Source organism: Klebsiella sp. TF21-TM (assembly GCF_019753495.1).
Taxonomy (GTDB): Bacteria; Pseudomonadota; Gammaproteobacteria; order Enterobacterales; family Enterobacteriaceae; genus Klebsiella; species Klebsiella quasipneumoniae.
Genome location: NZ_JAIJYL010000025.1, coordinates 1 through 26,622 on the forward strand (window position 1 = coordinate 1; position 26,622 = coordinate 26,622).

Annotated in this window: 24 protein-coding genes and 1 tRNA gene; 18 read left to right on the forward strand and 7 right to left on the reverse strand. The window is 56.8% G+C overall.

What is annotated here, in order from left to right; genetic code table 11:
- Positions 1 to 128 precede the first annotated feature (128 nt).
- Positions 129 to 204: transfer RNA gene (locus tag K5R89_RS20475), tRNA-Trp, on the forward strand.
- Between the two features lie 109 nt (positions 205 to 313).
- Here K5R89_RS20475 and hdfR read toward each other — a convergent pair.
- Complete coding sequence (gene hdfR, locus K5R89_RS20480) at positions 314 to 1,135, reverse strand: HTH-type transcriptional regulator HdfR (protein WP_023291542.1); 822 nt, start codon at positions 1,133 to 1,135, stop codon at positions 314 to 316.
- A gap of 118 nt (positions 1,136 to 1,253) precedes the next feature.
- Here hdfR and K5R89_RS20485 point away from each other — a divergent pair, with 118 nt between their 5' ends.
- Entirely contained in the window at positions 1,254 to 1,592 is a 339-nt protein-coding gene (locus tag K5R89_RS20485; RefSeq protein ID WP_004886877.1) for a DUF413 domain-containing protein, read from the forward strand.
- A 24-nt stretch (positions 1,593 to 1,616) separates the two neighbouring features.
- Here the strand turns inward: K5R89_RS20485 and K5R89_RS20490 are convergent, their stop codons facing one another.
- Positions 1,617 to 3,137 (reverse strand): YifB family Mg chelatase-like AAA ATPase, encoded by a 1,521-nt coding sequence (locus K5R89_RS20490; protein WP_032454493.1) that lies wholly within the window; start codon positions 3,135 to 3,137, stop codon positions 1,617 to 1,619.
- Positions 3,138 to 3,491: 354 nt separating this feature from the next.
- Here K5R89_RS20490 and ilvL point away from each other — a divergent pair, with 354 nt between their 5' ends.
- The 7 genes from ilvL (at position 3,492) to ilvA (ending at position 10,035) form a co-directional block, all read left to right on the forward strand.
- Positions 3,492 to 3,590 (forward strand): ilv operon leader peptide, encoded by a 99-nt coding sequence (gene ilvL, locus K5R89_RS20495; protein WP_001311244.1) that lies wholly within the window; start codon positions 3,492 to 3,494, stop codon positions 3,588 to 3,590.
- Positions 3,591 to 3,677: 87 nt separating this feature from the next.
- The gene (gene ilvX / locus K5R89_RS27880) at positions 3,678 to 3,728 is read left to right on the forward strand and encodes a peptide IlvX (protein WP_175426296.1); all 51 of its coding nucleotides are present in this window, start codon (positions 3,678 to 3,680) and stop codon (positions 3,726 to 3,728) included.
- A gap of 2 nt (positions 3,729 to 3,730) precedes the next feature.
- Positions 3,731 to 5,377, forward strand: coding sequence for an acetolactate synthase 2 catalytic subunit (gene ilvG, locus K5R89_RS20505; protein WP_049013138.1), 1,647 nt, complete (start codon positions 3,731 to 3,733; stop codon positions 5,375 to 5,377).
- Positions 5,374 to 5,631 carry an acetolactate synthase 2 small subunit gene (ilvM, locus tag K5R89_RS20510; protein WP_004886870.1) on the forward strand — a complete coding sequence of 86 codons (258 nt, stop codon included), beginning with the start codon at positions 5,374 to 5,376 and terminating at the stop codon, positions 5,629 to 5,631. The genes ilvG and ilvM overlap by 4 nt, the downstream gene beginning before the upstream one ends.
- 16 nt (positions 5,632 to 5,647) lie before the next feature.
- Positions 5,648 to 6,577: a branched-chain-amino-acid transaminase gene (gene ilvE / locus K5R89_RS20515; RefSeq protein WP_002883171.1), complete on the forward strand. Its 930-nt coding sequence runs from the start codon at positions 5,648 to 5,650 to the stop codon at positions 6,575 to 6,577.
- A gap of 60 nt (positions 6,578 to 6,637) precedes the next feature.
- The gene (gene ilvD / locus K5R89_RS20520) at positions 6,638 to 8,488 is read left to right on the forward strand and encodes a dihydroxy-acid dehydratase (protein ID WP_023291545.1); all 1,851 of its coding nucleotides are present in this window, start codon (positions 6,638 to 6,640) and stop codon (positions 8,486 to 8,488) included.
- Between the two features lie 2 nt (positions 8,489 to 8,490).
- Positions 8,491 to 10,035, forward strand: a complete 1,545-nt coding sequence (gene ilvA, locus K5R89_RS20525) for a threonine ammonia-lyase, biosynthetic (protein ID WP_017899412.1) — start codon at positions 8,491 to 8,493, stop codon at positions 10,033 to 10,035.
- Here ilvA and ilvY read toward each other — a convergent pair.
- On the reverse strand, positions 10,032 to 10,922 hold the full coding sequence (gene ilvY / locus K5R89_RS20530) for an HTH-type transcriptional activator IlvY (protein ID WP_012543253.1): 891 nt from the start codon (positions 10,920 to 10,922) through the stop codon (positions 10,032 to 10,034). The genes ilvA and ilvY overlap by 4 nt on opposite strands.
- A gap of 152 nt (positions 10,923 to 11,074) precedes the next feature.
- Between ilvY and ilvC the strand changes: the two genes are divergently transcribed.
- Entirely contained in the window at positions 11,075 to 12,550 is a 1,476-nt protein-coding gene (gene ilvC, locus K5R89_RS20535) for a ketol-acid reductoisomerase (protein ID WP_023291546.1), read from the forward strand.
- A gap of 203 nt (positions 12,551 to 12,753) precedes the next feature.
- On the opposite strand, the gene ppiC (K5R89_RS20540) is transcribed toward ilvC, so the two are convergent.
- Together ppiC (K5R89_RS20540) and ppiC (K5R89_RS20545) are read right to left on the reverse strand one after the other, a co-directional pair.
- The gene (ppiC, locus tag K5R89_RS20540; protein ID WP_004886861.1) at positions 12,754 to 13,035 is read right to left on the reverse strand and encodes a peptidylprolyl isomerase PpiC; all 282 of its coding nucleotides are present in this window, start codon (positions 13,033 to 13,035) and stop codon (positions 12,754 to 12,756) included.
- 50 nt (positions 13,036 to 13,085) lie between these two features.
- Positions 13,086 to 13,367 carry a peptidylprolyl isomerase PpiC gene (gene ppiC / locus K5R89_RS20545; RefSeq protein ID WP_032454495.1) on the reverse strand — a complete coding sequence of 94 codons (282 nt, stop codon included), beginning with the start codon at positions 13,365 to 13,367 and terminating at the stop codon, positions 13,086 to 13,088.
- Positions 13,368 to 13,479: 112 nt separating this feature from the next.
- Here ppiC (K5R89_RS20545) and rep point away from each other — a divergent pair, with 112 nt between their 5' ends.
- Positions 13,480 to 15,504 (forward strand): DNA helicase Rep, encoded by a 2,025-nt coding sequence (gene rep / locus K5R89_RS20550; RefSeq protein ID WP_004886858.1) that lies wholly within the window; start codon positions 13,480 to 13,482, stop codon positions 15,502 to 15,504.
- A 51-nt stretch (positions 15,505 to 15,555) separates the two neighbouring features.
- Here the strand turns inward: rep and gppA are convergent, their stop codons facing one another.
- Complete coding sequence (gppA, locus tag K5R89_RS20555; RefSeq protein WP_023291549.1) at positions 15,556 to 17,046, reverse strand: guanosine-5'-triphosphate,3'-diphosphate diphosphatase; 1,491 nt, start codon at positions 17,044 to 17,046, stop codon at positions 15,556 to 15,558.
- A gap of 117 nt (positions 17,047 to 17,163) precedes the next feature.
- Complete coding sequence (gene rhlB / locus K5R89_RS20560) at positions 17,164 to 18,429, reverse strand: ATP-dependent RNA helicase RhlB (protein ID WP_023291550.1); 1,266 nt, start codon at positions 18,427 to 18,429, stop codon at positions 17,164 to 17,166.
- Between the two features lie 342 nt (positions 18,430 to 18,771).
- On the opposite strand from rhlB, the gene trxA reads away from it, so the two are divergent.
- From trxA to rffG, 7 genes are all read left to right on the forward strand, one after another.
- The gene (trxA, locus tag K5R89_RS20565; protein ID WP_002883224.1) at positions 18,772 to 19,101 is read left to right on the forward strand and encodes a thioredoxin TrxA; all 330 of its coding nucleotides are present in this window, start codon (positions 18,772 to 18,774) and stop codon (positions 19,099 to 19,101) included.
- Positions 19,102 to 19,432: 331 nt separating this feature from the next.
- The gene (gene rho / locus K5R89_RS20570) at positions 19,433 to 20,692 is read left to right on the forward strand and encodes a transcription termination factor Rho (protein ID WP_002883293.1); all 1,260 of its coding nucleotides are present in this window, start codon (positions 19,433 to 19,435) and stop codon (positions 20,690 to 20,692) included.
- 240 nt (positions 20,693 to 20,932) lie between these two features.
- Positions 20,933 to 22,036 (forward strand): UDP-N-acetylglucosamine--undecaprenyl-phosphate N-acetylglucosaminephosphotransferase, encoded by a 1,104-nt coding sequence (gene wecA, locus K5R89_RS20575; protein ID WP_004886849.1) that lies wholly within the window; start codon positions 20,933 to 20,935, stop codon positions 22,034 to 22,036.
- A gap of 13 nt (positions 22,037 to 22,049) precedes the next feature.
- Positions 22,050 to 23,096 carry an ECA polysaccharide chain length modulation protein gene (gene wzzE, locus K5R89_RS20580; RefSeq protein WP_032429045.1) on the forward strand — a complete coding sequence of 349 codons (1,047 nt, stop codon included), beginning with the start codon at positions 22,050 to 22,052 and terminating at the stop codon, positions 23,094 to 23,096.
- Between the two features lie 56 nt (positions 23,097 to 23,152).
- The gene (gene wecB / locus K5R89_RS20585) at positions 23,153 to 24,283 is read left to right on the forward strand and encodes a non-hydrolyzing UDP-N-acetylglucosamine 2-epimerase (protein ID WP_071997580.1); all 1,131 of its coding nucleotides are present in this window, start codon (positions 23,153 to 23,155) and stop codon (positions 24,281 to 24,283) included.
- Positions 24,280 to 25,542 (forward strand): UDP-N-acetyl-D-mannosamine dehydrogenase, encoded by a 1,263-nt coding sequence (gene wecC / locus K5R89_RS20590; protein WP_050534268.1) that lies wholly within the window; start codon positions 24,280 to 24,282, stop codon positions 25,540 to 25,542. The genes wecB and wecC overlap by 4 nt, the downstream gene beginning before the upstream one ends.
- The gene (gene rffG, locus K5R89_RS20595) at positions 25,539 to 26,606 is read left to right on the forward strand and encodes a dTDP-glucose 4,6-dehydratase (protein WP_044521750.1); all 1,068 of its coding nucleotides are present in this window, start codon (positions 25,539 to 25,541) and stop codon (positions 26,604 to 26,606) included. The genes wecC and rffG overlap by 4 nt, the downstream gene beginning before the upstream one ends.
- Positions 26,607 to 26,622: the final 16 nt, after the last annotated feature.

Genomic DNA, 26,622 nt, shown 5'->3' on the forward strand with positions numbered 1-26,622 from the left:
AGCGGTAGTTCAGTCGGTTAGAATACCTGCCTGTCACGCAGGGGGTCGCGGGTTCGAGTCCCGTCCGTTCCGCCACTTATTTAACATTAAGCCTGCTCAGATAGCAGGCTTAGTGGTAAGAAAGCTTTAGGGGCGTAGTTCAATTGGTAGAGCACCGGTCTCCAAAACCGGGTGTTGGGAGTTCGAGTCTCTCCGCCCCTGCCATTTATAAGAATCCTTTGCTCAGGCAAAGGATTTTTTTTTATCTCTACTCTCTATCTGCAATATCCCTGTTCAAAATACCTTGCTTCTCTCCGTCCATGGAGAGTACTGCTTATTCCAGGATAGGGCTTTTCAGGATCTCGTGGATCTGCGCCTGCTTATCGCTATTTTGTAACCAGATCGCATAGAGTGGGCGGGAAAGCGTAGCGCTGTCCATGACCGTATGTAACCCATGCTTCTCTTTCGCCCAGCGAACAGGTAGCCAACAGCAGCCGTTCAGGCGTGATAATTGCTGGTAGATCAATTCAGCTGAAGAGGTAGTGAGCAGCGGAACATCATCGCTTCCTATCAGACCCACTTCGTTTTGCTGAAAATCAGGCCCCCATTCAAGGCGCAAGTAATTCAATTCATTTCTGTTTTTTGCAGGCGATGCGCAATACAAGGCAAGGGTAAAATTACCCAACAGCTGGCTGCTTAATTCATCCATCTTCGGCGATTCGGTGGTGATCAGCAGATCCAACTGGCGTTCATGAAGCTGTTTAACCAGCGACTGCCGCTGTGCGATACGCGCTTCAAACTGGAGATTGTAAGGTGCGCTGTAGAGGGTGCCGAGCCAGCCGTTAAGCATGCATTCCCACAGCGAGGCGCTGGCTCCGATGGAGAATTCATTATGTCGCGAAGAGTGTGCGACCTCCTTGCGCGCAGCCTGCCAGGTATTCATTAACGTTTCGGCGTAAGGCAGGAGCTTTTCTCCGGCCGTCGTCAGGCGAATGTTATTACGATGTCGGGTGAACAGGTTCACACCAAGTTGATTTTCCAGCTGACGAATACGAAAGCTGACCGCTGACTGCGTCAGGTAAAGCGCCTCTGCTGCTCGCCCAAAGTGACGAGTTCTGCTCACTTCCAGGAAAGTCTTGAGCAATTCCGTATCCACACCGTTCTCCACAAAATTATTTGTCGTGATGATTTAAATGTTTTGTTTGACGCTCTGTCAAGCGTAACTAATACTCCGCGCCATAAATAGCTCGGCCAAAGAATCAGGAGCGTGTAGGATGGCGGAAAGCTTTACGACGACTAATCGTTTTTTCGACAACAAAAATTATCCACGCGGGTTCTCCCGTCACGGTGATTTCACCATCAAAGAGGCGCAACTGCTGGAACGTCATGGTTATGCCTTTAACGAACTGGAACTGGGTAAACGCGAACCTGTTACCGATGATGAAAAACAGTTTGTCTCGGTGTGCCGTGGTGAGCGTGAGCCGGTAACGGAAGCAGAACGCGTATGGATTAAGTATATGGCGCGCATCAAGCGGCCGAAGCGTTTCCATACCCTTTCCGGCGGCAAACCGCAGATGGAAGGCGCTGACGATTACACCGAAAGCGATGACTAAGAAAAAAGGGCGTAAGCCCTTTTTTTACGCCATCATTTTCTGCAGATGGTTTAGCATCCGGTCTATCGCCCGATAGCTGAGCGCCTCCTGCAAATGACGGCGTTCAATCTCTTCAGCCTCTGCCAGATCGGCAATGGTTCTCGCCACCTTTAACAGCCGCTGCCAGGCTCGAATAGAGAGCCCCAACTGCGTTAGCGTCTGTTCCAGCCAGACAGCGTCCTCCCGCCGTAAGTGGCAGCAGCTCTTCATTTCACGATTCTCAAGATGAGCATTGAGCTTATTTTGCCTGAGCATTTGCCGTTCGCGCGCCGCCAGCACCCGCTGCCGGACCGTTGCGCTAGACTCTTCGCCCTGCGTGCCCTGGCTCAGTATCCCTGGCGGCGGCAGCGGGATCTCTAAGGAGAGATCGAAGCGGTCAAGGAAGGGGCCTGACAGACGTCCCAGATAACGTAATGTCTGCTCAGGCGATGTACGATTATGTTTGCCCTGATAATGCCCTGTCGGGCTTGGGTTCATCGCCGCGATAAGCTGAAAGCGCGCCGGATAGTCAATTTTGGCGCGCGAGCGTGATATGTGGATCTTGCCTGACTCAATGGGTTCGCGCAGCGCATCCAGTACACGCCGCTCAAACTCAGGCAGTTCATCAAGAAACAGCACGCCATTATGGGCCAGGGAAATCTCACCGGGGACCGGTATTGAGCCGCCGCCCACCATCGCTGCCAGCGAGGCGCTATGGTGAGGCGCGCGAAACGGCCTCTGACGCCACCGGGTCTTCGCGGTATGCAGATTGACCAGGCTCTGAATGGCGGTGCTCTCCAGTGCTTCCTGATTGCTTAATGGCGGCAGGAGACCGGGTAGCCGGCTGGCAAGCATGGTTTTCCCGGTGCCGGGCGGGCCTATCAGGAGCAGGTTGTGACCCCCGGCGGCCACAATCTCCAGCGCTCGTTTTCCCTGCTGCTGGCCGATAACATCGCGCAAATCTTCGCCGCGTTCATCAACAATGGGTGCCTCGGCAAGAGGCGGTGAAAGCGATGTCTGCCCCGCGAGAAAAGCGCACACCTCCTGCAGATGGTCGGCGACGAGGCAATCGCTGCCGCCGATCAGGCCGACCTCAGCCGCATTATCAGCGGAGACGACGATACGCCGGCCGGCTTTGATGGCCTCCATTGCGCTGGGGATCGCCCCTGGAACGCCGCGTAACCCACCTGTGAGGGCGAGTTCGCCCACAAACTCATAGTGATTCAGTCGCGTCGTATTGAGCTGCTCTGAGGCGACGAGAAGCGCGAGAGCGATAGGCAGATCGTATCGTCCGCCCTCTTTAGGTAGATCCGCTGGCGCCAGGTTAATGGTTATTTTCTTGGCAGGGAAAGCGTAGCCGCTGTTGATCAGGGCGCTACGGACCCGGTCACGGGCCTCTTTCACGGTAGTCTCCGGCAGTCCGACCATAGTCAGGCCGGGCAGACCGTTGCTGAGATGAACCTCGACAGTAATCAATGGCGCTTCGATACCAAGCGCCGCGCGAGTATAGACGATGGCGAGCGACATAAAACCTCCTGGACCAGGCAGGATTATGGCTGACCTGTGGTAAAACGGGAGCGGTAATAGTGAGAATTTAGGACCATAAATCCATACTTTTCGCGCTATATCGTTACATTTAGCCGAAAATGGAATTTCGCTCGCAAAAGAGAGTGGCATGGGAAAGGCACGCGCAAAAGCGCGCGCCAGGCGAGAGAAAACTGAATTTTTTTCATTTCTGATTTTTTTCATATAAAACAATTATTTTTGCTGAAACTGTTAGGCTGCTCAGCAACGGAGATATAAAAAAATCTTGTGTTTTATGTGATGTCTGTGGTACCTCTTTAGGTATTCCTTCGAACAAGAAGCCAGAAAGTACAGAAAATGACAGCCCTTCTACGAGTGATTAGCCTGGTCGTGATTAGCGTGGTGGTGATTATTATCCCACCGTGCGGGGCTGCACTTGGACGAGGAAAGGCTTAATAATCAAGCCTTAACGAACTAAGACCCCCGCACCGAAAGGTCCGGGGGTTTTTTTATAACTGAAATAACCTAAGCGAGGAGCAGATGATGACTTTTAGCATAAAATTCTGTTTCTCCCGATTTATGACGGGGAACTAACTATGAATGGCGCGCAGTGGGTGGTACATGCTTTGCGGACACAGGGGGTCGACACCGTTTTTGGCTATCCGGGTGGCGCAATTATGCCGGTTTACGATGCACTGTATGACGGCGGCGTGGAGCACCTGCTGTGCCGGCATGAGCAAGGGGCAGCCATGGCGGCCATTGGTTATGCGCGAGCAACCGGTAAAACCGGAGTGTGTATCGCCACCTCCGGCCCGGGCGCGACCAATCTGATCACCGGCCTGGCGGACGCTTTGCTTGACTCCATCCCCATTGTCGCCATCACCGGCCAGGTGGCCGCGCCCTTCATCGGCACGGATGCGTTTCAGGAAGTAGACGTTCTCGGTTTGTCACTGGCCTGTACTAAGCACAGTTTCCTCGTGCAGTCTCTGGACGAGCTGCCGCGGGTCATTGCTGAAGCTTTCCAGGTGGCAAACTCAGGCCGTCCAGGCCCGGTGCTGGTTGATATCCCTAAGGATATTCAGATGGCGCAGGGCGATCTCGATCCCCATTTCTCTACGGTCGCCGATGAGATGGCATTTCCGCAGGCGGAAGTGGCTCAGGCTCTGCAGATGCTGGCTCAATCGCAGCAACCGATGCTGTATGTTGGCGGCGGGGTCGGCATGGCGCAGGCGGTACCGGCGCTGCGTGAATTTCTCGCCGTAACCCGGATGCCGGCGACCTGCACTCTGAAAGGGCTGGGCGTGGTGGACGCCGATTACCCGTATTATCTCGGCATGCTGGGAATGCACGGCACCAGGGCGGCCAACCTGGCGGTACAGGAGTGCGATCTGCTGATCGCCGTCGGCGCGCGCTTTGACGATCGCGTGACCGGCAAGCTCAACACCTTCGCGCCGCATGCCAAAGTGATCCATATGGACATCGATCCGGCGGAGCTGAACAAGCTGCGCCAGGCGCACATCGGTCTGACCGGCGACCTGAACCGCTTGCTGCCGGCGCTGCAGCAGCCGTTAGCTATCGATGGCTGGCGCGAGCGGAGTGCCGCGCTGCGTGCCGATCACGCCTGGCGTTACGATCATCCCGGTGAGGCAATCTACGCGCCGCTGTTGCTGAAACAGCTTTCCGACCGCAAGCCGGCGGACAGCGTGGTGACAACCGACGTTGGTCAGCATCAGATGTGGTCGGCTCAGCATATGACCTATACCCGCCCGGAAAACTTCATCACCTCCAGCGGCTTAGGCACCATGGGCTTTGGCCTGCCGGCCGCCGTTGGCGCCCAGGTGGCGCGCCCTAACGATACAGTGATCTGTATCTCCGGTGACGGCTCCTTCATGATGAATGTGCAGGAGCTGGGCACCGTTAAACGCAAGCAGTTACCGCTGAAGATCGTATTACTCGACAACCAGCGGTTAGGGATGGTTCGACAATGGCAGCAGCTGTTTTTCCAGGAACGTTATAGCGAAACCACTCTGACTGATAACCCTGATTTCCTCACGCTGGCCAGCGCCTTCGGTATTCCTGGCCAACACATCACCCGTAAAGACCAGGTTGAAGCGGCACTCGACACCATGCTTTCGAGCCAGGGGCCATACCTGCTTCATGTCTCAATCGACGAACTTGAGAATGTCTGGCCGTTGGTGCCGCCCGGCGCCAGTAACTCAGAAATGCTGGAGAAATTATCATGATGCAACATCAGGTCGCTTTACAGGCACGTTTCAACCCGGAAACCTTAGAGCGCGTGCTGCGCGTTGTCCGCCACCGTGGTTTCCAAATCTGCGCAATGAACATGGAAACCGCGGCGGACGCACAGAACATAAATATCGAATTGACCGTTGCCAGCCCGCGGCCCGTCGAATTACTGTTTAGTCAATTAAGCAAACTGGTCGACGTTGCCTGCGTCGAGATCCAGCAACCCACATCACAACAAATCCGCGCCTGAGCGCAAAGGAAGAAAAATGACGACGAAAAAAGCTGATTACATCTGGTTCAATGGCGAGATGGTTCCGTGGGGCGAAGCGAAAGTTCATGTGATGTCCCATGCGCTGCACTATGGCACCTCGGTATTCGAGGGCATCCGTTGCTATGACTCGCACAAAGGCCCGGTGGTGTTCCGTCATCGCGAACATATGCAGCGTCTGCATGATTCAGCCAAAATTTATCGTTTTCCGGTCTCCCAGAGCGTCGACGAACTGATGGAAGCCTGCCGCGAAGTCATTCGCACCAATAATCTGACCAGCGCTTATATCCGCCCGCTGGTGTTTGTTGGCGATGTCGGCATGGGGGTAAACCCGCCTCCGGGTTACAACACTGACGTGATCATCGCGGCGTTCCCGTGGGGAGCCTACCTCGGCGCAGAAGCGCTGGAGCAGGGGATCGATGCAATGGTCTCTTCCTGGAACCGCGCGGCGCCGAACACCATCCCGACGGCGGCGAAAGCCGGCGGCAACTATCTCTCCTCGCTGCTGGTTGGCAGCGAAGCGCGTCGCCATGGCTACCAGGAGGGTATCGCCCTCGATGTTAACGGCTATATCTCGGAAGGCGCAGGCGAAAACCTGTTTGAAGTGAAGGACGGCGTGCTGTTCACCCCGCCGTTTACCTCTTCCGCGCTGCCGGGCATTACCCGCGACGCCATCATCAAGCTGGCGAAAGATCTCGGTATTGAAGTCCGCGAGCAGGTATTGTCCCGTGAATCCCTGTACCTGGCGGATGAAGTCTTCATGTCCGGCACCGCGGCGGAAATCACCCCGGTACGCAGCGTGGATGGCATCCAGGTCGGCGCAGGCCGTCGCGGTCCGGTTACCAAACGCATTCAGGAAGCCTTCTTTGGCCTCTTCACCGGTGAAACAGAAGACAAATGGGGCTGGTTGGATCCGGTAAGTAAGTAATTAAAAATGGGACGGCACGCACCGTCCCATTTAATAAACACAGATGGGAGTAAAAAGAGCATGCCTAAGTACCGTTCCGCCACCACCACACATGGCCGCAATATGGCGGGCGCCCGCGCGTTGTGGCGCGCAACCGGGATGACCGATGCCGATTTCGGCAAACCGATTATCGCCGTCGTTAACTCCTTTACCCAGTTTGTTCCCGGGCACGTGCACCTGCGCGATCTCGGCAAACTGGTTGCCGAGCAGATTGAAGCCGCCGGTGGCGTGGCCAAAGAATTCAACACCATCGCAGTGGATGATGGGATCGCCATGGGCCACGGGGGTATGCTCTATTCACTGCCATCCCGCGAGCTGATTGCCGACTCGGTGGAGTACATGGTTAACGCCCACTGTGCGGATGCGATGGTCTGTATCTCCAACTGCGACAAAATCACCCCGGGGATGTTGATGGCTTCCCTGCGCCTGAACATTCCGGTGATCTTTGTGTCCGGCGGCCCAATGGAAGCCGGGAAAACCAAGCTGTCAGATAAAATCATCAAGCTCGACCTGGTGGATGCGATGATCCAGGGGGCGGATCCGAAAGTGTCCGACGAGCAGAGTAATCAGGTGGAACGCTCCGCCTGTCCGACCTGCGGCTCCTGTTCCGGGATGTTTACCGCCAACTCCATGAACTGCCTGACCGAAGCGCTGGGCCTGTCGCAGCCGGGTAACGGCTCTCTGCTGGCGACCCACGCCGATCGTAAGGAGCTGTTCCTTAACGCCGGGAAACGTATCGTTGAGCTGACCAAACGCTATTACGAGCAGGATGACGCTTCCGCGCTGCCGCGTAATATCGCCAGCAAGGCGGCCTTTGAGAACGCCATGACGCTGGATATCGCCATGGGCGGTTCCACCAACACCGTTCTGCACCTGCTGGCGGCGGCGCAGGAAGCTGAAATCGATTTCACCATGAGCGATATCGATAAGCTCTCCCGCAAAGTGCCGCAGCTGTGTAAGGTGGCGCCGAGCACGCAGAAATACCATATGGAAGATGTGCATCGCGCCGGCGGCGTGCTGGGCATTCTGGGCGAGCTGGACCGCGCCGGGCTGCTGAATCGCGAGGTTAAAAACGTCCTCGGCCTGACGCTGCCGCAGACCCTGGAACAGTACGATGTGATGGTGACTCAGGACGATGCGGTGAAAAAGATGTTCCGCGCCGGCCCGGCGGGCATCCGTACCACCCAGGCGTTCTCGCAAGACTGCCGCTGGGATACGCTGGATGACGATCGCGCCGAAGGCTGTATCCGTTCTCTGGAACACGCTTACAGCAAGGACGGCGGCCTGGCGGTGCTGTACGGCAATTTCGCGGAAAACGGTTGTATCGTGAAAACCGCCGGCGTGGACGACAGCATCCTGAAATTTACCGGTCCGGCGAAAGTATATGAGAGCCAGGACGATGCGGTTGAGGCCATCCTCGGCGGCAAAGTCGTTGAAGGCGACGTCGTGGTGATCCGCTACGAAGGGCCGAAAGGCGGGCCGGGGATGCAGGAGATGCTTTACCCCACCAGCTTCCTGAAGTCGATGGGGCTGGGCAAAGCCTGCGCGCTGATCACCGATGGCCGTTTCTCCGGCGGCACCTCAGGGCTCTCTATCGGTCACGTCTCACCGGAAGCGGCGAGCGGCGGCAACATTGCGCTCATTGAAGATGGCGACATGATCGCGATTGATATTCCAAACCGCAGTATCCAGCTGCAGCTGAGCGATGCGGAAATTGCGGCGCGTCGTGAAGCCCAGGAAGCGCGTGGCGACCAGGCGTGGACGCCGAAGCATCGCCAGCGTCAGGTCTCCTTTGCCCTTCGCGCCTACGCCAGCCTGGCGACCAGCGCTGACAAAGGCGCGGTTCGCGATAAATCGAAACTGGGTGGCTAATCATGGCGGATTCACAACCCCTCTCCGGCGCCCCCGAGGGCGCCGAATACCTGAGAGCAGTGCTGCGCGCGCCGGTTTATGAAGCGGTGCAGAAAACGCCGCTGCAAAAAATGGACAAACTCTCTTCTCGCCTGGATAACGTTATTCTGGTGAAGCGCGAAGATCGCCAACCGGTACACAGCTTTAAGCTGCGCGGCGCCTACGCGATGATGTCCAGCCTGACCGCGGAACAGAAATCCCACGGGGTGATCACCGCCTCGGCGGGCAATCATGCCCAGGGCGTGGCGTTCTCCGCATCGCGGCTGGGCGTTAAGGCGCTGATCGTGATGCCGGTAGCGACCGCCGACATCAAAGTGGATGCCGTTCGCGGCTTTGGCGGCGAAGTACTGCTGCATGGCGCCAATTTTGACGAAGCGAAGGCGAGAGCGATTGAGCTGGCGCAGCAGCAGGGCTTTACCTGGGTGCCGCCGTTCGATCACCCGATGGTCATCGCCGGTCAGGGAACCCTGGCGCTGGAGCTGCTGCAGCAGGATGCCCACATCGACCGCGTGTTCGTCCCGGTAGGCGGCGGCGGCCTGGCGGCAGGCGTGGCGGTGTTGATCAAGCAACTGATGCCGCAGATTAAAGTGATAGCGGTGGAAGCGGAAGATTCGGCCTGCCTGAAGGCGGCGCTGGATGCCGGTCATCCGGTGGATCTGCCGCGCGTCGGCTTGTTTGCCGAAGGCGTGGCGGTCAAACGCATCGGCGATGAAACCTTCCGTCTGTGCCAGGAGTATCTGGACGACATCATCACTGTCGACAGCGACGCTATTTGCGCGGCGATGAAAGATCTGTTCGAAGATGTGCGGGCGGTGGCAGAGCCTTCCGGCGCCCTGGCGCTGGCGGGGATGAAGAAATATGTCGCCCAGCACAATATTCGCGGCGAGCGACTGGCTCACATTCTGTCCGGGGCCAACGTCAACTTCCACGGTCTGCGCTACGTGTCTGAACGCTGCGAGCTCGGGGAACAGCGCGAAGCGCTGCTGGCGGTGACGATCCCGGAAGAGAAAGGCAGCTTTCTGAAGTTTTGCCAGCTGCTGGGGGGGCGTTCGGTGACCGAGTTCAACTACCGCTTTGCCGATGCCAAAGACGCCTGCATCTTTGTGGGGGTGCGTCTGAGTCGTGGGCTGGAGGAGCGGAAAGAGATCCTCCAGTTACTGAACGATGGCGGCTACAGCGTCGTTGACCTTTCCGATGACGAAATGGCCAAGCTCCATGTGCGCTATATGGTTGGCGGCCGACCGTCCAAAGCGCTGCAGGAGCGGCTGTTCAGCTTCGAATTTCCGGAGTCCCCGGGGGCGCTGCTGAAGTTCCTGCACACCCTTGGCACCCACTGGAATATTTCGCTGTTCCACTACCGTAGCCACGGTACCGACTATGGTCGGGTTTTGGCGGCCTTCGAGCTGGGCGAGCACGAGCCGGACTTTGAAACTCGGCTCAATGAGCTGGGCTATGAGTGTCACGATGAGACCCATAACCCGGCATTCCGCTTTTTCCTCGCGGGCTAGTGGTTCGGCAGGATTTTCCAGAAAGCATCAATAAGCGGCTCATGCAGCCGCTTTTTTTGTGCGCAAACGCCGAGCTCGAACGGGGTTTGCTCATCGCTGCGCTCCAGAATCATCACCCTGTTGCGTACCGGCTCCGGGCTGTTCTCCAGCACCACCTCCGGCAGCAGCGCCACGCCGCATCCCAGGGCGACCATCGACACCATCGCTTCGTGGCCCCCGACGGTGGCGTAGATCGACGGATTGCTGATTTTATGCCGCCGAAACCACAGCTCGATACGCCGACGTACCGGCCCCTGGTCAGCCATGATAAACGGCACTGTCGACCAGTCCGGACGCTCGACGGTCACCTGGTTGCGCACCGGGCAGGGAAGGGCCGGGGCAATTAACACCACGGCGAGGTTCTCCAGCATCGAAAACGCCACCGACCCTGGCAGGGTCTCCGGTTTACCGGCAATCGCCAGGTCGGCTTCGCCGGTGACCACCTTCTCCATGGCGTCGGCGGCGTCGCCGGTCGACAGCTTGATCTCTACCGAGGGATGCGCGGCGCGAAAGCGGTCGAGGATCGGCGGCAGATGGCTATAGGCGGCGGTGACAGAGCAGAAGATGTGAAGCTCGCCGGAGAGCGAAGGGCCCTGCTGATCGATGGCGTGGCGAAGCTGCTGATACTGCAGTAAAGTCTGCTGGGCAAAGGTGCGTAACTCTTCCCCTGCTTCGGTCAGGGTCACCGTGCGATTATCTCGCACGAACAGCGGCTGGCCGAGGTCCTCTTCCAGGCGCTGGATCTGGCGCGAAAGCGTCGACGGGCTGACGTGCATGGCCCGCGCGCTGCGGCCAAAATGGCGGCTTTCCGCCAGATGCAGAAAGGTTTTCAGATCGCGTAAATCCACGGCGCGTACTCCCCGGTTTTGTATTTCATAAAATGCAACGTGACGTTGTGAATATATCAATTTCCGCAATAAAATTCCTGTCATATAGTAAGTTCATTCTCGCAAAAGCGAACCGAACAATAAGCACGACACAACATCACGGAGTTACAGACATGGCTAACTACTTTAATACACTGAACCTGCGCCAGCAGCTGGCACAGCTGGGCAAATGCCGCTTTATGGCGCGCGACGAATTCGCCGATGGCGCAAGCTACCTTCAGGGTAAAAAAGTGGTCATCGTCGGCTGCGGCGCGCAGGGTCTGAACCAGGGTCTGAACATGCGTGACTCCGGCCTGGATATCTCCTATGCGCTGCGCAAAGAAGCGATCGCCGAGAAGCGCGCCTCCTGGCGTAAAGCGACCGAAAACGGTTTTAAAGTCGGCACTTATGAAGAGCTGATCCCACAGGCGGACCTGGTGGTTAACCTGACCCCGGACAAACAGCACTCTGACGTTGTGCGCTCCGTACAGCCGCTGATGAAAGACGGCGCGGCGCTGGGCTACTCCCACGGCTTCAACATCGTGGAAGTGGGCGAGCAGATCCGTAAAGACATCACCGTGGTGATGGTGGCGCCGAAGTGCCCGGGTACCGAAGTGCGTGAAGAGTACAAACGCGGTTTCGGCGTACCGACGCTTATCGCGGTACACCCGGAAAATGACCCGAAAGGCGAAGGCATGGCCATTGCGAAAGCATGGGCAGCGGCGACCGGCGGCCACCGTGCGGGCGTCCTGGAGTCTTCCTTCGTGGCAGAAGTGAAATCTGACCTGATGGGCGAGCAGACCATCCTCTGCGGCATGCTGCAGGCGGGTTCTCTGCTGTGCTTCGACAAGCTGGTGGCGGAAGGTACCGACCCGGCGTATGCAGAAAAACTGATTCAGTTCGGCTGGGAAACCATCACCGAAGCGCTGAAGCAGGGCGGCATCACCCTGATGATGGATCGCCTCTCTAACCCGGCGAAACTGCGCGCTTATGCGCTCTCCGAGCAGCTGAAAGAGATTATGGCGCCGCTGTTCCAGAAACACATGGACGACATCATTTCCGGCGAATTCTCCTCCGGTATGATGGCGGACTGGGCGAACGACGATAAGAAACTGCTGACCTGGCGTGAAGAGACGGGTAAAACCGCGTTCGAAACCGCGCCGCAGTATGAAGGTAAAATCGGCGAGCAGGAGTACTTCGATAAAGGCGTTCTGATGATCGCGATGGTGAAAGCAGGCGTTGAGCTGGCGTTCGAAACCATGGTCGATTCCGGCATCATCGAAGAGTCCGCTTACTACGAATCACTGCACGAGCTGCCGCTGATCGCCAACACCATCGCCCGTAAGCGTCTGTACGAGATGAACGTGGTTATCTCCGATACCGCAGAATATGGTAACTACCTGTTCTCTTACGCTTGCGTACCGCTGCTGAAAGAGTTCATGACCACCCTGCAGACTGGCGACCTGGGTACGGCGATTGCCGAAGGCGCGGTAGACAACGCCCAGCTGCGTGATGTCAACGAAGCCATCCGCAGCCACCAGATCGAGAAAGTGGGTCACAAACTGCGTGGCTATATGACCGATATGAAGCGTATTGCGGTTGCCGGCTAATTCCTCGTCGTCTTTCGACTGGCCGATGCGTTGGCTACGGTACGTACACCCCAGTCACATAGTAATCTATGTTCCTGGGGGTGTACTTCCTGGCCGCCTTCCGGCAAGCTGAAATCCATAGAGGAATGAATTTGTTTAGTAGGCCTGATAAGCGAAGCGCCATCAGGCAAAAACCCGGAGATTAAGATCCCCGGGTTTTTTTATTATTTCCGGTACAGGACTTTGATGATGTGGTAGCCGAACTGGGTATGCAGCGGTCCGGTTGGCTCCAGCACCGGGCAGGAGAAGACCACTTTATCGAACGCCGGGACCATCTGGCCCTGGCGGAATTCACCTAAATCACCGCCGCGTTTACCTGATGGGCAAATAGAGTGTTTCTTTGCCAGCTTACCGAAGTCGGCGCCGTTTTTAATCTGCTCCAGAAGATCCAGAGCCAGTTTCTCTTCTTTAACAAGAATATGCAGTGCTGCTGCTGTTTTTGCCATGATCGTGCCTTGAATAGGTTGAGATAAATCGGGGCGCAATATACCACGCGTCAGCGGCGATAAAGCACCTTAATGATATGGTAGCCAAACTTGGTTTTTACCGGACCGTAGGGCTTGAGAAGCGGGCAGCTAAAGACCGCCTGATCGAATGGGCCGACCATCGCGCCTTGCTGAAACTCGCCCAGGTCGCCGCCGTTGCGCCCCGACGGACATTGGGAATAGCGCTTCGCCAGATGATCGAAGCTGACGCCCCGCTCCAGTTTGGCGAGGATCTCCTGGGCCAGTTTTTCTTCTTTGACCAGGATATGCAGGGCTGCTGCGGTCTTTTTCATGGTTCTGCTCTATGGGTTAATCGCGATTTCTTCACTTTACCATCAGTCGGTAAATCTCGGCTCCGCTTTCTGCTACAATCCCCACCCCGTTCGAAGATTGAGCAAGACTCCCATGCGTTTAAACCCTGGCCAACAACAAGCCGTCGAATTTGTAACCGGACCGTGCCTGGTGCTGGCGGGCGCCGGCTCCGGTAAGACCCGCGTGATCACCAATAAAATCGCCCACCTGATCCGCGGCTGCGGCTATCAGGCGCGCCATATCGCGGCCGTGACCTTTACCAACAAAGCCGCGCGCGAGATGAAAGAGCGCGTTGGGCAAACGCTGGGGCGCAAAGAGGCGCGCGGGCTGATGATTTCCACCTTCCACACCCTGGGGCTGGATATCATCAAGCGGGAATACGCCGCGCTGGGCATGAAGTCTAACTTCTCCTTATTCGACGATACCGACCAGGTGGCGTTGCTCAAAGAGCTGACCGAAGGGTTGATCGAAGATGACAAAGTGGTGCTCCAGCAGTTGATCTCGACGATCTCCAACTGGAAAAACGATCTGAAAACCCCGGCCCAGGCCGCCGCGGGTGCGAAAGGCGAACGGGACCGCATCTTCGCCCACTGCTATGGGCTGTACGATGCGCATATGAAGGCCTGCAATGTCCTCGATTTTGACGATCTGATCCTGCTGCCGACGCTGCTGCTGCAGCGCAATGAGGAGGTGCGCGAACGCTGGCAGAATAAGATCCGCTACCTGCTGGTGGATGAGTATCAGGATACCAACACCAGCCAGTATGAGCTGGTGAAGCTGCTGGTGGGCCAGCGGGCGCGTTTTACCGTGGTAGGCGACGATGACCAGTCGATCTACTCGTGGCGCGGCGCGCGGCCACAGAACCTGGTGCTGCTCAGCCAGGACTTCCCGGCGCTGCAGGTTATCAAGCTTGAGCAGAACTATCGCTCCTCCGGGCGTATTCTGAAAGCCGCTAACATTCTGATCGCCAACAACCCGCACGTTTTTGAAAAGCGTCTGTTTTCCGAACTGGGATACGGCGCTGAGCTGAAAGTGCTCTCCGCCAACAATGAAGATCATGAAGCGGAGCGCGTGGCCGGGGAACTGATCGCCCACCACTTTATCAATAAAACCAATTACAAAGACTACGCGATCCTTTATCGCGGCAATCACCAGTCGCGGGTCTTTGAAAAGATGCTGATGCAGAACCGCATCCCGTACAAAATCTCCGGCGGCACGTCGTTCTTCTCGCGCCCGGAAATTAAAGATTTGCTGGCCTATCTGCGCGTGCTGACCAACCCGGACGACGACAGCGCCTTTCTGCGTATCGTCAACACGCCGAAGCGCGAGATCGGCCCCGCGACGCTGCAAAAGCTCGGTGAGTGGGCGATGGGCCGCAACAAAGGATTGTTCACCGCCAGCTTTGATATGGGTCTTAGCCAGACGCTGACCGGGCGCGGCTATGAATCACTCACCCGCTTCACCCACTGGCTGCGCGAGATCCAGCAACTGGCCGAACGCGAGCCGGTCAACGCCGTGCGCGACTTGATCCGCGGGATTGATTACGAATCCTGGTTGTATGAAACCTCGCCCAGCCCGAAAGCCGCGGAAATGCGCATGAAAAACGTCAACCAGCTGTTCACCTGGATGACCGAGATGCTGGAAGGCAGCGAAATCGATGAGCCGATGACCCTGACGCAGGTGGTCACCCGCTTTACGCTGCGCGACATGATGGAGCGCGGCGAATCGGATGAAGAGCTGGATCAGGTGCAGCTGATGACCCTCCATGCCTCAAAAGGGCTGGAGTTCCCGTATGTTTACCTGGTGGGCATGGAGGAGGGATTGCTCCCGCACCAGAGCAGCATTGATGAAGATAACGTCGATGAAGAGCGCCGGTTAGCCTACGTGGGCATCACCCGTGCGCAGAAAGAGCTGACCTTTACGCTCTGTAAGGAGCGCCGGCAGTATGGTGAGGTGGTGCGCCCGGAACCGAGCCGTTTCCTGCTCGAGCTACCCCAGGACGATCTGATTTGGGAGCAGGCGCGCAAAGTGATTACCGCTGAAGAGCGAATGCATAAAGGACAGGCTAACGTGGCGAACATTCGCGCCATGCTGGCAAAAGCTAAAGAGAAAGGATAGCGATAAGCAGGCCGGGTAAGGCGAAGCCGCCGCCCGGCAATGTTCAGCGTATTACTTCACCTCAAGCATCCAGTGCACATAGCTTTGCCACTGGCATTCCTGTTCGATCAGCTCAGCCCCAAGCGGGTGATTATCCAGCCAGTTTTCCGGCAGCGTCAGGGACAGTTTTTCATCATCGGCCACCAGATTGATGGCGGGCAGCAAATCGTCACGCCGCCGGCTGGCAAAGAGTATCGCCAGTCGCAGCAGGCGACAAAGATGTTCGGCAACCCGCGGCGGGACGGCGTTCTGCTGATGAAGCGATGAGAGGTCGATGGCGTTAGTCTGGTTAAGCAGCAGCGTCGCAATCAGCTTCTTCTGCGCTGGGGTAAAGCCGGGCAGGTCGAGATTATTGACCAGATAGGCCGCGTGCTGCGGCGCGCGCTTAAAATCCACGCTCAGGCCAATCTCATGCAACGCACAGGCGCTGAGGAGCAAATCGCGGCTCAGCGGATCCAGTTCCCAGCAGCCGTCCAGCTGGCTGAGCAGGTGGCTGGCGAGACCAGCGACGCGCTGGGCCTGTTCGGTGTCGATCATAAAACGACGCTGAATATTACGCAGAGTGCGGCTGCGGATGTCCTGTTCAACGGAGAGATGCAGCATGCCATACACCAGCCCTTCCCGTAATGCGCCGCCCGCGAGGGTCATACACTGAATATTCAGTTCGCTGAAGATAGCGATAAGGATCGCCAGCCCGCTCGGAAACACCAGCGCTCGCTCAAGGGTTAAGCCTTCGATCTCCAGCTCTTCCAGGCGTCCGCACTGGATGGCGCGCTGTTTAAGCTGCTGGAGTTTGGTCAGGGTGATCCGCTCATCCATCCCCTGCGCCATCATAATTTCCTGCAGAGCCTGAACGGTGCCGGAGGCGCCAACGCACACTTTCCATCCGTGATAGCGCAGCACATCGGCGATGGGCAGTAGCACCTCACGCGCGGCCGCCTCGGCAAGATCGAAATTCTCTTTCGTCAGGCTGCGGTCGGCGAAATAGCGTTCAAGCCAGGTCACACAGCCCATCGACAGGCTAAATAGCGAGGTCGTTTGCGCGCCGGTGCCGGTCACCAGTTCGGTGCTGGCGCCGCCGATATCGACCACCAGACGCTGATCGGCGCCGCCGGTGGTGTGGGCGACACCCTGATAAATCAGGCGCGCTTCTTCTTCACCGCTAATGACCTGTACCGGACTGCCGAGGATCTCCTGCGCTTTCGCCAGAAATTCGCCGGCATTAACGGCAAGACGCAGCGTGGCGGTGGCCACGACGCGGATTTGCGCCGGCGGAATATCCTGCAGGCGTTCGGCAAACAGGCGTAAGCACTGCCAGCCGCGCTCCATCGCTTCTGCGGAGAGCGTGTTGTCGCTATTCAGGCCGGCGGCCAGACGAACTTTGCGCTTAATGCGGCTCAGCGTCTGGATACTGCCAGCCACCTCGCGCACCACCAACATATGGAAACTGTTGGAGCCCAAATCAATGGCGGCATACAGCGAGGTGGAGCTCATGCTCTTCATCGTTCAGAAGGCTCCCTCGTCGACGGGGCGCTTGTGCCCAATCCGTGTAACTGAGCGGGTTGCCGGGGAAACGCGCCCTGGCAGATTCTGAATGATTGAGCGTATAGCATAGAGTTCTTAACCTGAACGACGACGATTGCGCGGTGGACCGCTGCGGCGCGGGCCGTTGCCTGGACGCGCACGGGTCAGTCGCAGCGGCTTAGGCAGGTCGGTCATCAGCGCGTCCGGGTTGTACTTGCTGACCGGAATTGAGTGACCAATATAGGTTTCGATAGCCGGCAGGTTCAGCGCATACTCTTCGCAGGCGAGGCTGATGGAGTGACCGCTGGCGCCAGCGCGACCGGTACGGCCAATGCGGTGAACGTAATCTTCGCAGTCGTCCGGCAGATCGTAGTTAAAGACGTGGGTCACGGCCGGAATGTGCAAGCCACGAGCGGCAACGTCAGTCGCGACCAGAATATCAAGGTCGCCGCGGGTAAATTCTTCGAGAATCCGCAGACGTTTTTTCTGCGCCACGTCGCCGGTCAGCAGACCTACGCGATGGCCGTCGGCGGCGAGATGGCCCCAGATATCTTCACAACGATGCTTGGTATTGGCGAAGACGATGGCGCGATCGGGCCACTCTTCTTCCAGCAGCGTCTGCAGCAGGCGCATTTTTTCTTCGTTGGACGGGTAGAAGAGCTCTTCTTTAATACGGTGGCCCGTTTTCTGTTCCGGCTCGACTTCAACGTACTCGGCGTTGTTCATTTGTTCGAACGCCAGTTCGCGTACGCGATAAGAAAGCGTCGCGGAGAACAGCATGTTCAGACGCTGAGTGGCCGGCGGCATGCGGCGGAACAGCCAGCGGATATCTTTAATAAAGCCGAGATCGTACATGCGATCGGCTTCGTCCAGCACGACGACCTGAATGGCGCCGAGGTTAATGTGGTTTTGCTTCGCGTAATCGATCAGACGACCGGTGGTACCGATCAGAATATCGACGCCGCTTTCCAGCACTTTCAGCTGCTTATCGTAGCCGTCGCCGCCGTAAGCCAGACCCAGCTTCAGACCGGTGGCCTGCGCCAGCGGTTCAGCGTCCGCGTGGATCTGTACCGCCAGTTCACGCGTCGGCGCCATAATCAGCGCGCGCGGCTGGTTAACCTGGCGATCGGCGATAGCCGGGTGAGAGAGAAGATAATGAAACGTCGACGTCAGGAACGCCATCGTTTTACCGGTACCGGTTTGCGCCTGCCCGGCGACATCGCGGCCTTCCAGCGTCAGCGGAAGGGCGAGGGCCTGAATAGGTGTGCAATTATGAAACCCTTTCTTTTCAAGGGCTTCAATGACTGCCGGGTGCAGGGCGAAGTCGGAAAACTTCTGTTCTGTTAAATGTGTTTTGCTCATAGTGTGGTAGAATATCAGCTAACTATTGCATTAAGAAAGCGTATCCGGTGAAATAACGTCAACCTTTCGTTGGCGGTGTACGAAATTATTCAAGGTACGTCTACGGTAACTGAACGAATCCAGGATAGCTTAGACCACTAAGCGAGCCGGGAGCGATAAATCTGCAATATGCAGTGCGCGTTCAGGTGACCCTGGCGTCAAAGGGTGGGTCCATGAGGGATCGCGCCAGTTGGCAGACCAGAGAATTGAGGTATCCTGAAGAATAGCGTGCATAACGTAGCCGCAGCGCGTCGTTGATGGCTACGACACCAACACACCAGGCTTATTCCTGTGGAGTTAAATATGAGCGATAAAATTATTCACCTGACTGACGACAGTTTTGACACGGACGTACTCAAGGCTGACGGGCTGACCCTCGTCGATTTCTGGGCAGAGTGGTGTGGTCCGTGCAAAATGATCGCCCCGATTCTGGATGAGATCGCTGAAGAGTATCAGGGCAAACTGACCGTAGCTAAGCTGAACATCGACCAGAACCCGGGCACCGCGCCGAAGTACGGCATTCGCGGCATCCCAACCCTGCTGCTGTTCAAAAACGGCGAAGTGGCGGCCACCAAAGTCGGCGCACTGTCCAAGGGTCAGCTGAAAGAGTTCCTCGACGCCAACCTGGCGTAAGCGAATTGCTGTTCCGGCGTCCAGATTCCTATTTTTTGCGGAACTCTGGACGCCCGGCTGGAGTCGTGCTAAGTTAATCCACAGACTTCGTTTTAAACATACCTTGTTTGAATCTTGTTTTACCCGAAGCATCCCGCAAAAAATGCGCGTGAAGCTATTAATTCCGGGCTTTTCACTCATTCCGTCTAGTCGTTTCAGTTCTGCGTTCTTTCCTGTGACCAGGCGACGTACAGACACGAGATGAAGGCCGTTAACAGGCATGGAAGTTCCTGCCATACCATTCACAACATTAAGTTCGAGATTTACCCCGAGTTTAAGAACCCACACCACTATGAATCTTACCGAATTAAAGAATACGCCGGTTTCTGAGCTGATTACTCTCGGCGAAAATATGGGGCTGGAAAACCTGGCTCGTATGCGTAAGCAGGATATTATTTTTGCCATCCTCAAGCAGCATTCGAAGAGTGGCGAAGATATCTTTGGCGACGGCGTACTGGAGATACTGCAGGATGGATTTGGATTCCTCCGCTCCGCAGACAGCTCCTACCTCGCCGGCCCTGACGACATCTACGTATCCCCCAGCCAAATCCGCCGTTTCAACCTCCGCACTGGTGACACCATTTCCGGTAAGATTCGTCCTCCGAAAGAGGGTGAGCGTTACTTTGCGCTGCTGAAAGTTAACGAAGTTAACTACGACAAGCCGGAAAACGCCCGTAACAAGATCCTGTTCGAGAACTTAACGCCGCTGCACGCGAATTCTCGTCTGCGTATGGAGCGTGGTAACGGTTCTACCGAAGACTTAACCGCTCGCGTACTGGATCTGGCTTCCCCGATTGGCCGCGGCCAGCGTGGTCTGATCGTCGCGCCGCCGAAAGCCGGTAAAACCATGCTGCTGCAGAACATCGCGCAGAGCATCGCTTACAACCATCCGGACTGCGTGCTGATGGTGCTGCTGATCGACGAACGTCCGGAAGAAGTGACCGAGATGCAGCGTCTGGTGAAAGGTGAAGTGGTTGCTTCCACCTTCGACGAACCGGCATCCCGTCACGTTCAGGTTGCTGAGATGGTTATCGAGAAAGCGAAACGTCTGGTTGAACACAAGAAAGACGTTATCATCCTGCTTGACTCCATTACCCGTCTGGCGCGCGCCTACAACACCGTGGTCCCGGCTTCCGGTAAAGTGCTGACCGGTGGTGTGGACGCCAACGCCCTGCACCGTCCGAAGCGTTTCTTCGGTGCGGCGCGTAACGTCGAAGAGGGCGGCAGCCTGACCATCATCGCCACGGCGCTGATCGACACCGGCTCCAAAATGGATGAAGTTATCTACGAAGAGTTTAAAGGCACCGGTAACATGGAGCTGCACCTCTCTCGTAAGATTGCTGAAAAACGCGTCTTCCCGGCTATCGATTACAACCGTTCCGGTACGCGTAAAGAAGAGCTGCTCACCACTCAGGAAGAGCTGCAGAAAATGTGGATCCTGCGCAAAATTATCCATCCGATGGGTGAGATCGATGCGATGGAATTCCTCATTAATAAACTGGCAATGACTAAGACGAATGATGACTTCTTCGATATGATGAAGCGCTCGTAAGGTAAAAAAAGCCAAAAACGCCACGCCTTTGCGTGGCGTTTTCATTTTGGGATTTGTATGATCCAGAGACAGAGAAAGCGGGACGAAAGTTGTCGTATAATGGCGCCGGACAGCAGGCGGAGACAGCTTTAACAGACTAAAATCTATACAATAAATTTGTAATGTTCTGCTTTTCCCCTTCTGGAGTTGGGGCATCATCGCTATACTTCCCGGATTAACTATGCTGAGAGCACATGCGTTGTGAATTTACTCACTGCTATTACTGAATTAATCAGTATTTTCTTATTCACGACCCTCTTTATTTTTGTCGCGCGGAAAGTGGCAAAAAAGATTGGGTTAGTGGATAAACCAAACTATCGCAAACGGCATCAGGGGTTGATTCCGTTGGTCGGTGGTATCTCAGTTTATGCAGGCATCTGTTTCACCTTCGCCATCGCCGATTATTATATTCCTCACGCCTCGCTGTATCTGGCCTGTGCGGGGGTATTGGTGCTGGTTGGCGCGCTGGACGATCGCTTCGACATCAGCGTGAAAATTCGCGCGGTCATTCAGGCCGCGATCGCCGTGATTATGATGATGGCAGGGAATCTGCATCTGAGTAGTCTGGGCTTTATTTTTGGCTCGTGGGAGCTGGTGCTGGGGCCTTTCGGCTTCTTCCTCACTCTGTTTGCCGTCTGGGCCGCCATCAACGCGTTTAATATGGTCGATGGGATTGACGGCCTGCTCGGCGGCCTGTCATCCGTCTCCTTTGCGGCGACCGGGATCATCCTCTGGTTTGACGGTCAGTACAGCCTGGCGATGTGGTGTTTTGCGATGATCGCCGCCATTCTGCCCTATATTCTTCTTAATCTTGGCGCCCTCGGCCGCCGCTATAAAGTTTTTATGGGTGACGCCGGCAGCACCATGATTGGCTTCACCATCATCTGGATCCTGCTGGAAACCACACAAGGTAAAACGCATCCCATCAGCCCGGTCACCGCGCTGTGGATTATCGCTATCCCGTTGATGGATATGGTGGCGATTATGTATCGCCGCCTGCGCAAAGGCATGAGTCCTTTCTCACCGGACCGGCAGCATATTCATCATTTGATCATGCGCGCCGGGTTTACTTCCCGCCAGGCGTTCGTCCTGATCACCCTGGCCGCTGCCCTGCTGGCGCTGGTTGGCGTCGCGGCGGAATATACCCGCATTGTGCCGGAATGGGTGATGTTAATTCTCTTTTTGGTGGCCTTCTTCCTTTATGGCTACTGTATTAAGCGCGCCTGGAAAGTGGCGCGTCTGGTTAAGCGCATCAGACGCAGAATTCGGCGACACAGCGGCAATAATCCGAAACTAACCAAGTAAAGCTGGGGATGTGATGACTCAACCATTACCGGGAGCACAATCAGTGAACGTTGAGAACGAGCTGGATATTCGCGGGCTGTTTCGCGCTTTATGGGCAGGAAAAGGCTGGATAGTCGGCGGTGCTGTACTCTTCGCCGCTATCGTGTTGGTGTACACCTTCTTTGCTCGCCAGGAGTGGAGCGCCACGGCGATCACCGATCGGCCTACTGTCAACATGTTGGGGGGGTACTATTCCCAGCAGCAGTTCTTACGCAATCTGGATATCAAAGCCGACCTGGCCTCGGTGGATCAGCCTTCCGCCATGGATGAAGCGTATAAAGAGTTCATCATGCAGTTGGCCTCCTGGGATACCCGGCGTGATTTCTGGCTGCAAACGGACTACTACAAGCAGCGACAGTCGGGTAATGCTCGCGCCGATGCGGCGATGCTGGATGATTTAATTAACAATATCCAGTTTATGCCAGGCGATGCGGCCAAGAGCGTCAACGACAGCGTCAAACTGACCGCCGAGACCGGGCAGGATGCCAATAATTTGCTGCGCCAGTATGTGGCTTTCGCCAGCCAGCGGGCGGCTGGCCATCTTAACGACGAGCTCAAAGGCGCCTGGGCGGCGCGGACGGTACAAATGAAGGCGCAGGTGAAGCGCCAGGAAGAAGTGGCCGAGGCTATTTTCAACCGCCGGACCCACAGCGTGGAGCAAGCGCTGAAGGTCGCTCAGCAGCATAATATCTCGCGCAGCGAAACGGATGTTCCTGCCGATCAGTTGCCGGATTCAGAGCTATTTTTATTGGGCAGGCCGATGCTGCAGGCCAGACTGGAAAACCTGCAGGCCGTCGGACCGGAATATGACCTCGATTACGACCAGAATCGCGCCATGCTGAGCACGTTGAACGTCGGTCCAACGTTGGATCCGCGTTTTCAGACTTACCGGTATTTGCGAACGCCGGAAGAACCTGTAAAACGCGATAGCCCGCGCCGTGTATTTCTGATGGTGATGTGGGGGATTGTGGGTGCGCTCATCGGCGCAGGCGTGGCGTTATCGCGTCGTCGTGTCCTGTGATTGCGGCCTGTGGTGAAGGGCAAATGACCTTCATCGCCTAATCGAAGAGAATCGATGTGAAAGTACTAACTGTATTTGGCACGAGGCCGGAAGCCATCAAGATGGCTCCTCTGGTCCATGCGCTGGCAAAGGATCCTCATTTTGAGGCGAAAGTATGCGTGACCGCGCAGCATCGGGAGATGCTCGATCAGGTGTTGAAACTATTCTCCATCACCCCGGACTACGATCTCAACATCATGAAGCCGGGGCAGGGGCTCACCGAGATCACCTGCCGTATTCTTGAGGGGCTGAAGCCAGTTCTGGAGTCGTTTAAACCCGACGTGGTGCTGGTGCATGGCGATACCACCACCACGATGGCGGCGAGCCTGGCGGCGTTTTACCAGCGCATACCGGTGGGCCATGTAGAGGCGGGTCTGCGGACCGGCGATTTAAGTTCGCCGTGGCCGGAAGAGGGCAACCGTACGCTGACCGGGCATCTGGCGACGTACCATTTCGCCCCTACGGAAACCTCGCGGCAGAATCTGTTGCGGGAGAACATTGCCGACAGTCGCATCACGGTGACCGGGAATACGGTCATCGATGCCCTATTCTGGGTGCGCGATCGCGTTCTGGGCGATGAAGCGCTACGGGAGACCCTGCTGCAGCGCTATCCTTTCATTAGCCACGGTAAAAAAATGATTCTGGTTACCGGCCATCGGCGGGAAAGCTTTGGGCTCGGCTTTGAGCAGATCTGCCAGGCGCTGGCGGAGATAGCCCATACCCACCCTGAGGTGCAGATTGTCTATCCGGTTCACCTGAATCCTAACGTCAGCGAACCGGTGAACCGTATTCTCGGCCATATCGACAACGTGATGTTGATTGAACCGCAGGACTACCTGCCGTTCGTCTGGTTGATGGATCGGGCCTGGCTCATCCTGACCGATTCCGGTGGTATTCAGGAAGAGGCGCCTTCCCTGGGGAAACCGGTGCTGGTCATGCGCGATATGACCGAACGCCCGGAAGCGGTGGCCGCCGGTACCGTCTGTCTGGTGGGCACCGACAGCCAGCGCATCGTGGCGGAAGTCACGCGACTGCTGGAGGATGATGCCGCATACCAGGCGATGAGCCGCGCGCATAATCCTTATGGCGATGGCGAAGCATGTCGTCGAATTTTGTCTGCACTTAAAAATAATCAGGTAACGCTATGAGTTTTTCTACCATTTCAGTGATTGGCCTTGGCTATATCGGGCTGCCAACCGCTGCCGCGTTCGCCTCCCGGCAGAAGCGGGTGGTCGGCGTTGATGTCAATCAACATGCCGTGGAGACCATTAACCGTGGAGAGATTCATATCGTGGAGCCGGATCTGGCGAGCGTGGTGAAGACCGCGGTCGAGCAGGGATATTTAAGCGCCACCACCACCCCGGTGGCAGCGGATGCCTACCTGATTGCCGTGCCGACGCCGTTTAAAGATCGCCACGAGCCGGATATGGTGTTTGTCGAGTCGGCGGCTAAATCCATTGCGCCGACGTTAAAGAAAGGCTCGCTGGTGATCCTCGAGTCCACCTCGCCGGTCGGGTCGACCGAACAGATGGCTGAGTGGCTGGCGGAGATGCGCCCGGACCTCAGCTTTCCCCAGCAGGTGGGTGAAGCGGCGGACGTGAATATCGCCTACTGCCCGGAGCGGGTATTGCCCGGCCAGGTGATGGTCGAGCTGATTAAAAACGACCGCGTTATCGGCGGCATGTCGCCGGTCTGCTCCGCTCGCGCCAGCGAGCTGTATAAAATCTTCCTCGAAGGCGAATGTGTGGTGACCAACTCGCGTACCGCCGAGATGTGCAAGCTGACGGAAAACAGCTTCCGCGACGTCAACATCGCTTTTGCCAACGAGCTGTCGCTGATTTGCGCCGATCAGGCCATTAACGTCTGGGAACTGATCCGCCTGGCGAACCGCCATCCGCGAGTGAATATCCTGCAGCCGGGACCGGGCGTCGGCGGCCACTGTATCGCCGTCGACCCGTGGTTTATCGTGGCGCAAAACCCGCAGCAGGCGCGTCTGATCCGCACGGCCCGTGAGGTCAACGACCACAAGCCGGAATGGGTTATCGAACAGGTGAAGGCGCAGGTAGCTGACTGCCTGAATGCCACCAACAAACGGGCCAGCGAACTGACCATTGCCTGTTTTGGCCTCGCCTTTAAGCCGAATATTGACGACCTGCGCGAAAGCCCGGCAATGGAAATTGCCGCGCAGATTGCCCGCTGGCACAGCGGCACGACGCAGGTAGTTGAGCCCAACATTCACGCGCTGCCGAAGAAACTCGACGGTCTGTGTACGCTGGCGACCCTCGATGCGGCGCTGGCCAGCGCCGACGTGCTGGTGATGCTGGTCGATCACAATGAATTTAAAGCCGTTAGCGGCGACAGCGTCACCCAGGCGTATATCATCGACACCAAAGGAGTGTGGCGGTGAGAACCATTCTGGTCACCGGCGGCGCGGGCTTCATTGGTTCGGCGGTAGTGCGGGAGATTATCCAGCACACCGCCGATCGCGTGGTGGTGGTGGATAAACTGACCTACGCCGGCAATTTAATGTCGCTGGCGCCGGTGGCGCAGGATGCGCGTTTCGCCTTTGAACAGGTGGATATCTGCGACCGCGGCGAGCTGGACCGTATTTTCGTGCAGTATCAACCGGATACAGTGATGCACCTGGCGGCGGAAAGCCATGTCGATCGGTCGATTGACGGCCCGGCGGCATTTATTGAAACCAATATCGTGGGCACCTATACGCTGCTGGAGGCGGCCCGTAGCTGGTGGAATACGCTGGCTACGGCGCAAAAATCGGCGTTTCGCTTCCATCACATCTCTACCGATGAAGTGTATGGCGATCTGCACGGCAGCGATGATTTCTTTACCGAGACCACGCCCTATGCGCCAAGCAGCCCCTATTCGGCCTCGAAAGCCAGCAGCGACCACCTGGTGCGTGCCTGGCTGCGGACCTACGGCCTGCCGACGCTTATCACCAACTGCTCGAATAACTACGGCCCATATCACTTCCCCGAGAAGCTGATCCCGCTGACCATCCTCAACGCGCTGGCAGGCAAGCCGCTGCCGGTGTATGGCAATGGACAGCAGATCCGCGACTGGCTGTACGTGGAAGATCACGCCAGAGCGCTGTATCTGGTGGCGACCCGCGGCGAACCGGGCGAGACTTACAATATCGGCGGTCATAACGAGCGTAAAAACATCGAGGTGGTGGAAACCATTTGCGAATTGCTCGAAGCGCTGGCGCCGCATAAGCCGCAGGGCGTGGCGCACTATCGCGACCTGATCGCCTTTGTTGCCGATCGCCCGGGCCACGATCTGCGCTATGCCATTGATGCCTCGAAGATCGCCCGTGAGCTGGGCTGGACGCCGGCTGAGACCTTCACTTCCGGTATGCGTAAGACCGTGGCGTGGTATCTGGCGAACGAGACATGGTGGCGCCAGGTTCAGGACGGAAGCTATCAGGGCGAGCGTCTTGGACTGCAAGGCTAATCATCTCTGGGGGGAA

Coding starts and splice junctions, on each gene's coding strand:
- wzzE (WP_032429045.1), top strand. CDS start 22,050: ATGACTCAACCATTACCGGGAGCACAATCAGTGAACGTTGAGAACGAG.
- ilvD (WP_023291545.1), top strand. CDS start 6,638: ATGCCTAAGTACCGTTCCGCCACCACCACACATGGCCGCAATATGGCG.
- wecC (WP_050534268.1), top strand. CDS start 24,280: ATGAGTTTTTCTACCATTTCAGTGATTGGCCTTGGCTATATCGGGCTG.
- gppA (WP_023291549.1), bottom strand. CDS start 17,046: ATGAAGAGCATGAGCTCCACCTCGCTGTATGCCGCCATTGATTTGGGC.
- ilvA (WP_017899412.1), top strand. CDS start 8,491: ATGGCGGATTCACAACCCCTCTCCGGCGCCCCCGAGGGCGCCGAATAC.
- ilvG (WP_049013138.1), top strand. CDS start 3,731: ATGAATGGCGCGCAGTGGGTGGTACATGCTTTGCGGACACAGGGGGTC.
- ilvC (WP_023291546.1), top strand. CDS start 11,075: ATGGCTAACTACTTTAATACACTGAACCTGCGCCAGCAGCTGGCACAG.
- ilvM (WP_004886870.1), top strand. CDS start 5,374: ATGATGCAACATCAGGTCGCTTTACAGGCACGTTTCAACCCGGAAACC.
- ppiC (WP_004886861.1), bottom strand. CDS start 13,035: ATGGCAAAAACAGCAGCAGCACTGCATATTCTTGTTAAAGAAGAGAAA.
- trxA (WP_002883224.1), top strand. CDS start 18,772: ATGAGCGATAAAATTATTCACCTGACTGACGACAGTTTTGACACGGAC.
- K5R89_RS20485 (WP_004886877.1), top strand. CDS start 1,254: ATGGCGGAAAGCTTTACGACGACTAATCGTTTTTTCGACAACAAAAAT.
- rhlB (WP_023291550.1), bottom strand. CDS start 18,429: ATGAGCAAAACACATTTAACAGAACAGAAGTTTTCCGACTTCGCCCTG.
- rep (WP_004886858.1), top strand. CDS start 13,480: ATGCGTTTAAACCCTGGCCAACAACAAGCCGTCGAATTTGTAACCGGA.
- K5R89_RS20490 (WP_032454493.1), bottom strand. CDS start 3,137: ATGTCGCTCGCCATCGTCTATACTCGCGCGGCGCTTGGTATCGAAGCG.
- rho (WP_002883293.1), top strand. CDS start 19,433: ATGAATCTTACCGAATTAAAGAATACGCCGGTTTCTGAGCTGATTACT.
- ppiC (WP_032454495.1), bottom strand. CDS start 13,367: ATGAAAAAGACCGCAGCAGCCCTGCATATCCTGGTCAAAGAAGAAAAA.
- ilvE (WP_002883171.1), top strand. CDS start 5,648: ATGACGACGAAAAAAGCTGATTACATCTGGTTCAATGGCGAGATGGTT.
- ilvL (WP_001311244.1), top strand. CDS start 3,492: ATGACAGCCCTTCTACGAGTGATTAGCCTGGTCGTGATTAGCGTGGTG.